We start from the raw sequence: 14447 nt of genomic DNA on the forward strand, positions 1-14447 counted from the left end.
GACTGACGCTTCAACCTTGATTCTGGCTGACAGGCATCACGTTTGGGTGCGCAAAACGAATCGCAACGCAACACTCGTGACCCATAGCATGATGAAAGTCCCGACCAGATCGCCGGTGAACATGGGGATCAAACCGGAAAACAAGGTTCTGGTTTCACCGGAAATATAAAAATAGATATTTTGCGGGACCGAATTCAAAAAAGCCCCAGACAGCGCAAACAACGAGAGCTGTCTTGGCTTTAATCCCTTCAGATCATGGGGCAAATTCAACCAATTCGTGCAGAACTTCACTGATATCCATGGACCAATTGAAGACAAGACAATGATAACCAGATCGTCTTCATACTCCCCCCAGGTTTGAAAGCTGCCCGTCATTGAGGCACCGATAAACAAACCAATCACAGCGGGCCAACCAAGCACAAGCACTGACAACACACGAATCGCTGCGGGTAAAAAAACCCAGTCGATATGCGAATTGACTTGACCCGCTTGAAACAGCAAACGATTGAGATCAAAAACAACCACCCAAGCAGTGGCTGCTACACCAACGTATAGAACGTTATCCCACCAGCGGGACGATCGGTATGAGTCATCAGACTCTGGAGTCATTTTCTCACTTGTTGCGCACGGGCCATGGCTTGCCCCAAAGAGGCGAAATATTTTTCGCTAAGGGCAGTACCGACCACATATTTGACTCGATTATCGATATCGTCGGTATTCAATGCGATCAGACCTTTCGACCTCAGTGTCTTGAGACGACGGTGAGCTGTCGTGGTTGAGATATCTGGCGACAAATTCATCGCTTCGAGCACTGTGATTTTTTTGCCTGCATGCCAGACACCGGCAAGCATATTCAGCAAACGCTCTTCGACCGGATCAATTGACCCGAAAGCTGGCATTTCTTTAATGGCTTGAATGAGATTGAGGAATTTTAAATATGCCAGTGAATATTTTTTGTGATCAGCCATTTGCTACTTTTTACGTTACTTATCTAATCGAGATTAAAACGACGCATTGTAGAGACAAAGCAAACGGGTCACAAATTCAGCCAATTTATTAAGTAATACTTTATATTTTAAGCTTAAATTCTTCTTAATTAAAGTATTACTTAACTTTGTCTAAGCGCTCGCTCAATCCGGTCGCGGGCGACCGTCGTGCGCGGCACTTTGACGTCAAACCAAGAACGAACATCTTCATCCAAGCCAATTCCATGCATGAAGTTGTAAATGGCTTTTTTCAACCCAAGACCGAGTACGGCATGATCAACGCCAGTTGGATCAATAAAGCCAATGTCATTTTTTGCGAATGTCGTGACGGGCAAGGCAATCAGTTCAACGCCGTATTCGTGGGGGTGCAACCCAACAGGTGAATGTACGGTGCAGGTAAAGCGATGAAAAAACCCACTTTGAATACAGCCGTTGGCAAACAGCTGTCTCACGTATTCAAGCGCGTCTACCGTATCCTGCACGGTCTGGGTCGGAAACCCGTACATCAAGTAAGCATGAACCATGACACCCGCATCGGTAAACGCTCGGGTCACTCGGGCAACCTGATCGACGGAGACGCCCTTTTTCATGAGCTTAAGCAAGCGATCAGAGGCGACCTCTAGACCACCAGAAACCGCGATACAGCCACTGTCAGCGAGTAGCTCGCATAACTCGGGTGTAAACGTTTTTTCAAACCGAATATTGCCCCACCACGAGATGTTTGTGTCGCGCGCGATGAGCTCAGTTGCCAACGCTTTCAGTGATTTCGGCGGTGCCGCCTCGTCAACAAAATGAAACCCCGTCTGGCCTGTTTCTGCCACGATGGTGTCAATCCGATCAACCAAGACCGTGGCTGACGCGGCTTCATAACGGCCAATGTAATCCAAGCTCACGTCACAAAAACTGCATTTCTTCCAGTAGCACCCGTGCGCAACCGTCAATTTGTTCCAGCGCCCATCACTCCAAAGACGGTTCATGGGATTGAGCATGTCCAACAAAGACAAATATTTATCGAGCGGCAAACCATCCCAGGTTGGTGTCCCGACTTCTTCAAAGGGGACATCGGGCTCGACAAAATTGACATATTTCACGAAAGGTTGACCTGTCGTGGCATCGATCTCGCGCAGAAAAGTCCTGACCAGCCTTTGTTTTGAACGTTTACCCGCCAAAAACTCAAATAGCGCTAACAACGGCCGTTCGCCCGCATCTAGCGTGACGTAATCAAAATAATCAAAAACACGGGGATCTCTGAGCTCACGTAACTCGGTATTCACGAACCCACCACCCAGCAAAGTGACCATCTCGGGGTACTGCATCTTGATCGCCTGTGCAATCCGAAAGGCACCATAGACTGACCCGGGAAATGGCACCGAAAGCAACACGATGCTCGGCTGATGCTTAGCGACAGCCGCGAGTGTCAACTCAACCAGAATCTCATCAACGAGATTCTTTGCCTCGGACAAGGCTTGCGCCAGTGGATCGAAGCTTGCCTGACTCGCGGCGATCGACTCGGCATAGCGCACAAACTCAAATCGATGATCAACGGCATCCCGAATGACATCGGCGAGATCATTGAGATAAAGCGTCGCCAAGTGCTTGGCTCGGTCGTGCAGCCCTAACGCACCGAATGCCCAACCGAGTGGATCGCCGCCTTCTTCGTCTACATAGACATCGAGCGTTGCGAAACGAGGCCCCTCAGGCAAATAATGGCGACTCATGATGCGATGTGCCAAAGTCGGGTCTTTACCTTGCAGAAAGGCAATGACGCGATCAATAGTATTCACATATTGTTGCCGCTGCTCCGTAAAAAACCGGACAGAGATCGTTTGCTTGTCAACAGCGATGGCATCGACACATTGGCCAATCTTTTGCAGGCCATGACTAGAGAGCAACGTTAAGACCAACGCCAACGCAAGATCTTCTTGCACAGCGTGAACATCGCGAGAACGCAAAAAACCCGTCAGGTAAGCGGTTGACGGATAAGGGGTATTGAGTTGCGTCATCGGGGGAATCACCGACAACACGCGCAGATTCAGTGTCGACATATCTGTCGCAGTGTAAACGCTAGCCGATGACCTCAAGGGCGGGGTAGGCCCCGTCCGTCAGTTGATATCGGCGGAGCACGGCAGCGCGCACTAAGCGCCGGCTGATTTTACCCTGTGGATTACGTGGCAACTCAGGGAGCTCAAGATACAACCTCGGTTGCTTGTATTTGGACAATTCAGCGACCCGCGCTTGGCAAGCTCGCACCCAGCCGTCTTGGGTATGTTCACCCACCGCAATCATGATCTCTCCCCAATAATCAGACGGCAACGACGTGACACAAATTTGCCCACTCAACACCGCACCGGACAACAAGGCCTCGATCTCATCGGGATTGACTCGATAGCCACCGGTTTTAATCACGTCTGCCATTCGACCGGTGAGGACGAGACGACCCTGGTGATCAAAAAAACCAAGATCACCCGTTGCATGCCAGCCCTCTGGCCCGTGCGGGATCAAGCCCTCGGCAGAAATAAGCATTGAGGACATTTGAGGTGCGCGCAAAAAAATCTCACCGTCAGTGATTTCTCGACCCTCGCCCACATCGGCTGGCTCGCCGATGCGGATTTCAACACCTGGTGCTGGCCATCCGACACAGGCGCCAACCGGTGCTCGGTCCGAAGCGGTAAAAAGCGCGTGTGTGCTTGCGGCATCGAGTACCGTAATTGGATTGATGCACTCAGATTTGCCGTAGGTAATGCGCACAACTGGCCCAAACATGGCACAGGCTCGCTGATAGAGCGTCGCAATCAATGGCTGGGTGCCAGTGAAAATACACTTGACCCCCTCAAACGTTTGCCCGTCAAACGCTGTCACCATTTTTGCCAACACGGTTGGCGGCGCAAAGATTGCGCTTACTTGGTGTTCTTTCAAGAGCGTTGACAGGCGAACGAGATCGACCCCCTGTAACAACACTACTTCGCCACCCAAATCACACCAAGCGTACGTTAACAGCGACGCGCCATGGATAAACGGTGTCATGAGGACAATACGCTCGCCCGGTTGGGGTGTAAACGGCAACGTCACCTTTTGTAGTTGTTCGCCCACGCATCGCGCACCGTGTGTGTAAAAAACACCTTTAGGTTTACCCGTCGTGCCGGACGTAAAGATCAATCGACCCCACGCATTTGCCTCAACAGGAGGCAACTGGCGAGGAACATCCGGCCCTAACCTGGCGAGAATCTGCTGAGGCTTTATCACCTTAAAGCCCAAGGCAACCAACATGGCCTCTTTATCATCAGTCGCAATCACCCAGGTAAATTGGGCAACGTTGGCGAACCATGCCAGTTCTTCAGCGGTACTGTGAAATGCAAGAGGGGTCTCACAGGCGCCAAGCAGACGAATGCCGTAAGACACCCAGACCGCCTCACAACTGTTAGGCAAAAGCACTGCAATGGATTGACCCGAAGTCACCCCAACACGGATGAGGTAGTTCGCAAGCTGATGGGCATACCGGTTGAGCTGAGTGTAGCTGATCGAGCGATCAGCCCCATTGGTGACCGCAACACGATCACCAAACCTTTGCTCAAGTATCTGTAAAGACGAAGACCAAGGGATAGGATTCGACACTGCTACTCCCCATCCCTGGCGACTTAGTCAAAGAGGTTTTCTGTCAAAATCCGGATCATCACTTCTTGAGCGGCAGCAAACTCTTCAGCTACATCGACGGTTTGACCGTTGAAAGCGACTTTGCCATCGGTGAGCTCATAGCCAGCCTTAATACCATCTGGTGTTTCTGAAGCCATCCCTGACAACAAGGCAATCCCTTTGTACTGAGGATCCAAATTCTTAACCACCACCTGCCCCGATGAACGAACTAACTTCACTAAGTTGAAATCTGCTGGTGTGGTGGTTGCACTTTTTTTCAACTCAACTGAAACACTACCGTCAACACTGCCCTGTTTAGAAGTCGCCGTCAGCTTGGAAATACCAACAGAGAAACCTTGATAGAACAAGTTGCGCACCGCTGTTTGCACCTCTTGCTTCTCGTTAGCAGTCAGGTTGGTGAGGTCTGAGTTGTTCAGAATGCGCGAAATGGTCTGAATGCTCTTGGCATCAAGGTCTTTGTATACAAAATCGAAAGACGCATCCGTCACCGTCAATCCTTCATATGCAAAGCTCTTTACTGAAGGAGACATGGTGAGATCAATACGGTCGTCATGGGCAGTCGATGCCACCTTGATCGCGATACCAGAGACGGCTGCATCTTTGGTACTGATTTCGTCAACGGTCATCTGGCCGTTGTAGAGACCTGCGTCAAGATCAGTAATGTTGATCTGATACTTCAAGTTCTTGAGATCTGCTGACTCATCTTCCTGTTTGAACATCATACGTTCAACTTGAATATCAGCGCGTAATGCTTTAGCCCCACCTGATATGCTGCCACGGACGGGGCCAAACTGAAACGAACTGCCGTCCTCTTTGGCCGCAAGCGTCGGGATAGAAATGGTTGAGCTCATCTGGCGGTCGTAACCCATCGTGGCGACGCCATCCATGCGGGCATTATCACCAAACATATTGGCTATTTCTTTTGCATTATCGCCTGCAGGTTTAATCAACCAAGTAACCTGCGTGATCGACCCAGGTAACAGGTAGTGTGAAGCTTTGTATTGGGCGGCCAAAGTGAAGCTCGTGGTGGTACTTGGATCGTGGATCACAATCGTGAACTCACCAGAGCTGGTCAAGAACCCGCTATCTTGCTTGACATCTTTCACCGCCAGCACAGGATTGGCAGACATCTTGTCTGTCGTGGCCTTAACCTGCGTTTGGTATGTTTTTTGAGCGTACATGCCCCCGCCAACCCAAGCTGCGACAGCCGCGACGAGCACGACAGCCACCGAAATACCGATCCTTGATTTCATTGATGAGCCTTGTAATTAGTTGTCGCCAATGACATTGCATCAGCAAACATTATTCATGTGGCAACTATTCTATACGAAGCACCCTACAGTCACATGACACCAAAAACGTCAGCAACGCCGGATAATTTTTTTTCAATTGGCGAGCAAACCCTGTGTTTTAGCCAGTTAGCAGGCCATCTACCAAGTATTTTTTAAGAAAAGTCTATGCTGAAACTCGTGCACTGATCGTTATCAATATTTACAATATTTAATAATTCTTAGTGATTTTTTATGAAAAACGGTGTCTTGAGTGAGGCTGGATTGCTGGCTCTCTGGGCCATGATCAACGCGTAAAAATACATCACGCCAAGTGTGCGACAAACAAGACGCTTTGAAAAAAATAAGCCACTCTGTCAAGAGTGGCTTATATTCACTAGCTGTATTGGTGCGCCCGGCAGGATTCGAACCCACGACCCCTTGGTTCGTAGCCAAGTACTCTATCCAACTGAGCTACGGGCGCTGCAAAGCACAAGACTATAGCATTTTTTTTCTGGAATCACAACCGGATATCAGATCATGAAGAAGCCGCCATTGATATCCAGGGTGGCGCCATTGATAAAACCACTCGTCTCAGCACTAAGAAACGCAATAGCCGCCCCTACTTCGTCGGGCGTACCGATTCGTTTGACTGGAATTTGCTCAGCATATTGGCGATTCACCTCAGCACCTGCCTGCATGGCCATCTCAGTCAGAATCCGGCCAGGTGCGACACAATTTGCGGTAATGCCAAAAGCCCCCATCTCTGACGCGATTGCCCGGGTCAGGCCAAGCAAGCCCGCTTTCGACGCCATATAGCTTGGTCCGGCAACAATTGAGCGGGTACGCCCGGCTTGAGACGATACGTTCACGATCCGACCGAAACCTAACGCTTGCATATCCTTTAAGAACAACTGAGAGATCAATAGGATGGACGTCAGATTGACGTTGAGCACATGATTCCATTCGCTCAAGGGCAAATCCATGACGCCATGTGAGCGACCGTCGGCCCGTTTGGGCGACACCCCTGCATTGTTCACCAGAATCGATACCCTGCCCAGAGAAGCATTGACTTGCTCATGCAGTCTCGCCAGAAAATCTTGGTCTGTTACGTCGCCCTGAAACGCCAGAACCTGATTGTCAGAAAGCTCAAGCGCTTGCGTATCGATTGGGCCACGATCAACCATCACCACAAACCTGCCCGCGCTCACCAGTGCGCGCGTCGTCGCCAAACCGATGCCCTTTGCAGCACCTGTCACCAAAGCAATTTTTTTATCCATCAGACGGCCTCAGGGGTATACCCAGTGATGGGTGGGAAAGCGTTGGGATCCGTCATGATCTCGATGAGCGTCGTAGCCGCAGCCTGACGCGCCGCGTCAATGGCTTGGCCAATCTGAGCAGGATCGCTGACCCTCACGCCATTGCAACCACAGCTACGGGCGATGGCAGCGTGATCAACGCTGGCGAAATGCACAGCCGAGGTGTGCGCGCCAAACTTGACGTTCTCAGCATGCTTTTGATATCCAAGAATGCCATTATTCAAGACAAACAGGATGACCTTGAGACCCAAGCGATGAGCGGTTTCAAGCTCAGACCAAACATGCCCAAACCCCCCATCGCCGACCACACAATAAATCTCACTTTGCGGCTTCGCCACCTTTGCCCCCAAGGCCATGGGGAACCCCCACCCCAGTCCGGCCAGCCCGCGAGGCGTGATAAAGCGCATGCCACTGCGCAATGAGCGCAAGCCATTCGCCACCCAGATTGACGAATAGCTCGCGTCAGCCACGACGATCGACGCGGGATTGAGCCGTTGCTGTAACTCATGCATGACACGCTCTGGTCTGATGGGTTGGTGGTCGTCTTCACGCACCGAGCTCGATTCGAGCAGATATTGACGCCGTGCGTTCTGTATTCGTGATTCGGTCTCGGCTCTTTTATTAGCGCGTTTACTTAAATCAAGCTTTAGAACAGCGGCCATTAACGCCTCAAGCGTCAATCTGGCATCACCTATCAATCTCAGGGCCTCATAAGTTCGCCCCACTTCAGTGCCGTCCACATCGAGATGGATATATTGCGCTGTCTCGGGATACAACTGCCAAGAGTCTGTGCCATTCTGATTCGTTCGATTACCGATCAGCAAGATCACATCAGCATCTCTCACCAGCTGACGTTGATAGCGGCTGGCGCTCTCTGGCCCCATGAAATATCCAACCACACCAACTGACAGCGGGTGATGTTCGTCCACAGTCCCTTTGCCCATCACGGTCGTCGCAACGGGCAAATGCACTTCATCCATTAAGCGCGTTAAGGCGAAGTGGGCTTGCGACAAATGCACCCCACCGCCTGCGATCACCAACGGACGTTCTGCCGACGCGAGCAACTTCGCTGCCTGAGCAATGCTGTTCGGCGATGCGACAGTTGGATCCAGCGGAAAATAGCCTAGATTGGCTGCACGTCTGCCGGGCGCTGCAGCTTCGGTCAACAAATCAGCTGGAAACAGCAACACAACAGGGCCGGGCCGACCAGAGCAGGCGACGGCAAATGCCTGATCAATATAGTCATCGATTCGACTCGCCTCTGTGACTCGCCGTACCCACTTCGTCACCGCCGTAAATAAACCGAGATGATCGAGATCTTGGAAGGCATTCTTATCGGTCTGATGCCGTGCCACGTCTTGCACTAAGGCAATCACGGGCACCGACACCTTCAATGCCTCTGCGAGCGGCGCGACCAAGAGGGTTGCGGCGGGCCCGTTCTGTGCAGTCACGACAGCCGGCCTGTTGGTCAACCTTGCGTAGGCATCTGCCATGTATCCGCCGGCGTTCTCAGTGCGGTAAACAATTTGCTTGAGCCCAGCTTGCTCTGCAGCCAGATGAATCATCGTGGGCAGGCTTTGCCCAAAGGTGAGTTGCACCCCGTGTCGCTTCAACGCTTTAACCACTGCGTGCGCCACACTGTCAGTCAATGTAAAACCTAGGGGCGTGATTGCCCGATGCGTCGGGTCTGTTGGATTTGTCATCTCGTTGCCTGTCTCGTTTGCCCGCTCGGTCTTGAATCAGCCGGCGGTTGTTTTTAATTGAGCAGCGCCGGTGGGCATCGACAACCACTCACGCCGACGAGCACCTACGCAACCCCGATACGATACTGTTAAAACAGCAACTTGACCACTGCATCAAAGACATCTGATGAATCGATTGATTTAATGTCTCGGTTAGCCATCTTGGGGACGACGTCGGCGGTGTTGTCCCGTTGCCAAAACCATTCAGGGTTGGGCTCATGAAACACACCCACGTAGGGCACGCCTGCGAATTGCCCGTAGTGACACGGGCCACAGTCGTTCGCAACAATCAATCTAGCCTGAAGCGCGAGCCAGGCGAGCTCTGGCAAGGGCCGGTTCGCAAGCAGCACAAAGTCATCGCGGTTTAATCGCTGCAACCAGTCAGATTCTAGCTGTTCATCGGGCCCAAGCACGAAGCAAAATCTTGTGTCGTTACCCATGCGCTGCCGCAGCTTATCTGCCAGTTCAACATAACGTTCGACGGGCCAACGTTTGTACTCACCCGCGCCTCCACCGGGCATAAAAACGACATCTGCAGCCTCAGGGGTTTGGTCTCTTTGCTCAGCGATCGCAGCGACACAGGCTCTCGCTGCCACAGCAATATCAAATGGGCGATACGCTGCCAGAAGCTTTAGATTCGCCGCCCCCATATATTCTGAATAGTCTTTCTTATAGGTGTGCGTCCAGAAGATATCGGATATTCGACCGTTGCGAAAACCCACTCTGACTTTAACGCCTTTAACTAGGCTGACCAGTGAGAATTGTTCGCTTGCAAAATGCAAGGCAATTACCAGATCTGGTTTGCGCCCCAGGGCGCGATAATTTTGTTTCAGCCGATTGGCTCTGACATACTCATCTACCCAAGGTAAGGATTCGTAGTGTTTTGCCAGATCATCTTGCCCGACCACACGTAAATGGCAATCGGGCCAAAATTGCTTAATTTGATACAGCAAGGGAAAGGCAACAATCTGGGTACCCAGAAACACCATACTGCGGATATAAACGACAACGTCTTGCATGCCCGTCAATTTGCCAGTTTGCGTTAAAGAAGCGCGGTTGCCACGCGAAAGGTAATAAACGACGCAAAATAAGCCAACGCGAAGAGATAGACAAGTACCAAAGTCGGCAATTGCCAGGTACCGCTCTCTCGACGAATCGTCGCGATCGTTGATAAGCATTGTGGGGCAAAGACGTACCAAGCAAGCAACGACAGTGCGGTGGGAAGGCTCCATTGTTGCGCAATCACCGGGGCAAGCGAGTCGGCAACTTCACCAGCAGAAGATAGGGCGTATACCGTCCCCAGCGAACTGATCGCCACTTCTCGAGCCGCCAAACCCGGCACTAACGCAATCGAGATCTGCCAGTTAAACCCAATCGGTGCGAGCACGAAAGCCAGCGCATGACCAATCATGCCGGCAATGCTGTACTCGATGGCGGGGCCTGTCGCGCCCTCAGGGGCACCGGGGAAACTGGCTAAAAACCATAGGGTCAACGTCAGTACCATGATGACCCCCCCCACGCGACTCATAAATAGACGAGTGCGTTGCCACAACCCAATCACGATATTACGTATCACGGGCATTCGATAAGGCGGGAGCTCCATCATGAGGGGTCGAATCTGTCGGCCTGACGCAGTGAAACGCTTCAGAACCCAGGCCACCCCCATCGCACCCAAAATACCTGCAAAGTACAAAATAAAAATGACCACCCCCTGCAGCTCGAACACCCCACCGATGGTTTGTTTAGGGATGAAAGCACTAATCAATAGCGCGTAGACGGGAAGACGAGCTGAACACGTCATGAGCGGGGCAATCAACATCGTGACAAGCCGGTCGCGCTGATTGGGAATCGTCCGCGTCGCGATAATGCCGGGAATCGCGCAGGCAAAACTGGACAACAAAGGGATAAATGATCGGCCGGATAAACCCACTGAGCCCATTAATCGATCAAGCAGATAAGCCGCTCGGGGCAGGTAGCCGGATTCTTCCAGCAACAAAATAAACGCAAACAAAATCAAAATCTGTGGGAGAAAAACAATGACCGATCCAGCCCCCTTGATGACCCCATCAACGATCAAACTTCTTAACCAATTGTCAGGCAATAAGTCACCCACGAATAAGGCCAAGTTATCGGCACAATCCTTGATGAAATCCATCGGCCATTGGGCCCAACTGAACATCGCCTGGAAAATCATAAACAGCAGCACGACTAGGGTGATCGGGCCAATCACCGGGTGCAATAAGAAGCGATCCAACCGTTCAGTTTGAAGGTCTGGGACCAGCTGATCCAGATTGAGTTCACGCAGAATTGTCTGAACTTTCTCATGGTCAGCTTGGGTCTGTTGTTCGCTGGGCTCATCGGACGTCTGAGCGACTGCTTTCAATTGCAAGATGCCAGTATCATCTAACAACTCGCGTAGCGCTTTATCCCCATTCACAGCCGTTGCCACCGTAGAGACCACTGGCATCCCCAGGGCAACTGAGAGCGCTTGCTCGTCGATCTGAATGCCCCTCGCTCGGGCTTCATCCGACATGTTGAGCGCGACCATGCATGGCAAGCCCTGCCGCTGCACAGCGAGCACTAAGCGCAAACTTCGACGCAGATTCGTCGCGTCAACAACACAAATCGCAAGGTCTGGGCGCTTCTCACCTTGGGCGCGGCCAGCGAGCACGTCGCAGGTCACGCGCTCGTCGAGCGACCGGGGGTAGAGGCTATAGGTGCCAGGTAAATCCAGAATGCGCAGCGCAACGTGACTTGAGGTCACCAGCCGACCCTCTTTGCGTTCAACCGTCACCCCAACGTAATTGGCAACTTTTTGAAAACTACCCGTCAGTCGGTTAAACAGCGCGGTTTTACCGCAGTTAGGATTACCCACCAATGCGATCAGCGGACCTGAGGGATGGAAATGAATTTTTTCTTCGCGCATCATTGAATGCTTGTGACACTATCGGTCTCGGCGTCAGCAACTAAAGTGACCTCGACACATGCGGCTTCTGCCTGACGCAAGGCGAACGTTGAAACGCCAATCCGCACGACTAAAGGGTCTGCACCGGGCATCGTGCGACGCAACATCACAATCGTCTCATCTGGCAAAAACCCCAACTCACCCAACTGACGCGCGCAGTCTGGCATCTTATCGTCAAAGTGAACTGAAACGATTCGAGCTAATTGACCAATCGGGATCTGGTGCAAAAACTGCTTGTTGAGCATATTGGCACTTGGGTGCAAGACCGTTTAAACGTGGAAGCAACAGTTAATGATAACTATTCTTATTATAGTGAGTTTTTTGATTTCTCGGTCAATGAGCCCCGTTGGCCCTGTTTTCGCATCAAGTCAGCGGATCCATGCACCATGTTTGAAAGGCGGGTCGTTGACTAATCAGTGCGTACCACCGGTCAAGATTTGGCAAGACAGGTCGGTTGATCGGTAGGTTGTACCAGCGAAATGCCCCAACAGCGACTGGGACGTCGCCCATCGTAAACTCGTTTCCTGCGACATACCGATGCTTGGACAGTTGCGCATCAAGCACCTCGAAATTGCCTGTCAGCACAACCGTCGCTCGCTCAATCGCTTGCAGGTCACGCTTCTCTGGGGGCGTTCTCACCAGTCCCCAGAAAACAGGGCGCAAATTGATCCACATGGTTGTTGCGAACCAATCCATCCAACGATCAGCATCGGCTGCGACTTGCAGGTTTTCTGGACATAAGCCACCCAAGCTGTGTTTTCGCGACAGGTAGCGAACGATGGCGTGCGACTCCCAAAGGACGAAGTCGCCCTCTTTCAGAACGGGCACCAAACCGTTGGGATTCATCGCTTTGTAGGCTGGGGTGTTATTGACACCGAAAGTTAACCCCGCGTCGATGCGTTCGAACATCAACCCCAGCTCGTCGCAGACCCAGAGCACTTTCTGTACATTGATTGAATTTTTACGGCCCCAGATAGTTAACATCGCGCGTCCCTCGGTTCGTTGACGATCATTTTCAAGGTTGTATTAGCCGGTCGATACTATCTTATCTGGCACCTCGGCCACCATCTGAATCTCGATCAGAAACCCATGGTGCAACTCTGGCACGGGCACAACAGCACGGGCCGGCCGATGCTGGCCAAACACTTCCTGATAAATCATATTGAATTCAGCCCAGTAGGCCACACCGACGATATAAACCGTTGTTTGCACCACCTGCTCAAAGGAGCACCCAGCTTCGTTGAGGATGGCCAAGCAATGCCCAAGCGCCCTGCGCGTCTGTCGCTCAAAACTATCAACCATGCCCTCAGCGAGCTTGCCCGGCAACACCCCCGACACAAAAACCAAGCCATTGGATTCGACCGCATGAGCGTAATGACCGCCCGCGGGAGGGGCAGTGGCAGCAGTGATGAGTTTCACGGATATCCTTTTAGGCTTATGATGTTGAATCTACTTAAAACCCGACCAATTTCGTTGCATCAAACAATCAAGCTGCGACGGTGTTCGTCTACGAAAACACAATCATATATGAACAGTCATTTTCAAAAGCAGATGTCTTCTGTGTTGGCAGGGCTTCTGATGAGCGTTGCCTCACTCTCAGCACTGGCTGAAAGCCCTTGGCCTAATAAGCCGATCAAGTTCGTGGTGCCGTTTTCAGCCGGTGGTGCCAACGACTTACTCGGTCGTGCGGCTGCCAAAGGGGCCTCTGAAGAACTGGGTCAACCCATCATTGTTGAAAACAGACCTGGCGGTGGCACCACCATCGGTGCAGATGCCGTAGCACGCAGTGCACCCGACGGGTACACGTTTCTGATCAGTGCGGCTGGGGTCATCTCGAACAGCATGATTAAAAAAACGATGCCTTACAAAGATGAAGCGTTGGTGCCCGTGGTCATGATCGGCCTTGCGCCTTCCGTCGTTCTGGTCAACTCAGCTTCGCCCTACAACACACTGAAAGAGTTTATTGAGGCCTCTAAAAAAGACAACGGCTTTACTTGGGCGACTGCTGGTACAGGTAGCACCCCGCATTTTGTGGCCGGCGTTTTACAAACGAACTACGGTGCCAAGCTCGACATCATCCCTTATAAAAGCGGCTCTGAGTCCATCACAGCTGTTTTGAGCAAACAGGTTGACGCGACGTCAGAGGCAAGCATTGTTGCCATCCCCCATTTAAAAAGTGGTCGGCTAAAAGCCTTGGCTGACACTTGGACAAGCAGGATTTCTGCCTACCCTGACCTATCAACCGCTAACGAGCAAGGTTACCCAGACTTGCACATCGCTCATTGGGCTGGGCTGCATGCACCAAAAGGCACCCCAGACGAGATCATGGACAAAGTTGCCGCTGCAGTGGATAAGGCGATGAAGACACCGGCGATCGCTGAAAGCCTCAAAAGCGTCGGCATCGAACCCATCGGCGGCACGCGCGCCGATTTCAACAAATTCGTGGCTCAAGAACGTGAACAGCTCAGCAGCGTTGTGAAAGCCACACACATGCAAGAAGACTGATCAAGACCGTC

General features: G+C 51.8%; 13 protein-coding genes and 1 tRNA gene. 1 reads left to right on the forward strand and 13 read right to left on the reverse strand.

Going from position 1 to position 14447, the window contains the following annotated elements; all coding sequences use genetic code 11:
• Positions 1 to 36 precede the first annotated feature (36 nt).
• The 13 genes from AC1W8Y_RS00345 to AC1W8Y_RS00405 all read right to left on the reverse strand — a co-directional run bounded on the left by AC1W8Y_RS00345 (position 37) and on the right by AC1W8Y_RS00405 (position 13350).
• On the reverse strand, positions 37 to 609 hold the full coding sequence (locus tag AC1W8Y_RS00345; protein ID WP_482012468.1) for a hypothetical protein: 573 nt from the start codon (positions 607 to 609) through the stop codon (positions 37 to 39).
• The gene (locus tag AC1W8Y_RS00350) at positions 606 to 968 is read right to left on the reverse strand and encodes a hypothetical protein (protein WP_482012469.1); all 363 of its coding nucleotides are present in this window, start codon (positions 966 to 968) and stop codon (positions 606 to 608) included. The genes AC1W8Y_RS00345 and AC1W8Y_RS00350 overlap by 4 nt, the downstream gene beginning before the upstream one ends.
• 140 nt (positions 969 to 1108) lie before the next feature.
• Positions 1109 to 3031 (reverse strand): B12-binding domain-containing radical SAM protein, encoded by a 1923-nt coding sequence (locus tag AC1W8Y_RS00355; protein ID WP_482012470.1) that lies wholly within the window; start codon positions 3029 to 3031, stop codon positions 1109 to 1111.
• A gap of 19 nt (positions 3032 to 3050) precedes the next feature.
• Positions 3051 to 4598, reverse strand: coding sequence for a class I adenylate-forming enzyme family protein (locus AC1W8Y_RS00360; protein WP_482012471.1), 1548 nt, complete (start codon positions 4596 to 4598; stop codon positions 3051 to 3053).
• A gap of 23 nt (positions 4599 to 4621) precedes the next feature.
• On the reverse strand, positions 4622 to 5890 hold the full coding sequence (locus AC1W8Y_RS00365) for a DUF945 family protein (RefSeq protein ID WP_482012472.1): 1269 nt from the start codon (positions 5888 to 5890) through the stop codon (positions 4622 to 4624).
• Between the two features lie 422 nt (positions 5891 to 6312).
• Positions 6313 to 6389: transfer RNA gene (locus AC1W8Y_RS00370), tRNA-Arg, on the reverse strand.
• 49 nt (positions 6390 to 6438) lie between these two features.
• A complete protein-coding gene (locus tag AC1W8Y_RS00375; protein ID WP_482012473.1) occupies positions 6439 to 7185 on the reverse strand; it encodes a 3-oxoacyl-ACP reductase in 747 nt (248 codons plus the stop codon).
• Positions 7185 to 8927 carry an acetolactate synthase catalytic subunit gene (locus AC1W8Y_RS00380; protein ID WP_482012474.1) on the reverse strand — a complete coding sequence of 581 codons (1743 nt, stop codon included), beginning with the start codon at positions 8925 to 8927 and terminating at the stop codon, positions 7185 to 7187. The genes AC1W8Y_RS00375 and AC1W8Y_RS00380 overlap by 1 nt, the downstream gene beginning before the upstream one ends.
• Positions 8928 to 9055: 128 nt before the next feature.
• Positions 9056 to 9985: a glycosyltransferase family 9 protein gene (locus tag AC1W8Y_RS00385; protein ID WP_482012475.1), complete on the reverse strand. Its 930-nt coding sequence runs from the start codon at positions 9983 to 9985 to the stop codon at positions 9056 to 9058.
• Positions 9986 to 10008: 23 nt separating this feature from the next.
• A complete protein-coding gene (gene feoB, locus AC1W8Y_RS00390; RefSeq protein WP_482012645.1) occupies positions 10009 to 11892 on the reverse strand; it encodes a ferrous iron transporter B in 1884 nt (627 codons plus the stop codon).
• Positions 11892 to 12176, reverse strand: a complete 285-nt coding sequence (locus tag AC1W8Y_RS00395; protein WP_482012476.1) for a FeoA family protein — start codon at positions 12174 to 12176, stop codon at positions 11892 to 11894. Before AC1W8Y_RS00395 ends, feoB begins: the two co-directional genes overlap by 1 nt.
• 118 nt (positions 12177 to 12294) lie before the next feature.
• Positions 12295 to 12915, reverse strand: coding sequence for a glutathione S-transferase family protein (locus AC1W8Y_RS00400; protein ID WP_482012477.1), 621 nt, complete (start codon positions 12913 to 12915; stop codon positions 12295 to 12297).
• Between the two features lie 42 nt (positions 12916 to 12957).
• Positions 12958 to 13350 carry a RidA family protein gene (locus tag AC1W8Y_RS00405; RefSeq protein ID WP_482012478.1) on the reverse strand — a complete coding sequence of 131 codons (393 nt, stop codon included), beginning with the start codon at positions 13348 to 13350 and terminating at the stop codon, positions 12958 to 12960.
• Between the two features lie 108 nt (positions 13351 to 13458).
• Here AC1W8Y_RS00405 and AC1W8Y_RS00410 point away from each other — a divergent pair, with 108 nt between their 5' ends.
• On the forward strand, positions 13459 to 14436 hold the full coding sequence (locus AC1W8Y_RS00410; RefSeq protein ID WP_482012479.1) for a tripartite tricarboxylate transporter substrate binding protein: 978 nt from the start codon (positions 13459 to 13461) through the stop codon (positions 14434 to 14436).
• Positions 14437 to 14447 lie beyond the last annotated feature (11 nt).

The organism is Jezberella sp. (genome assembly GCF_964834465.1).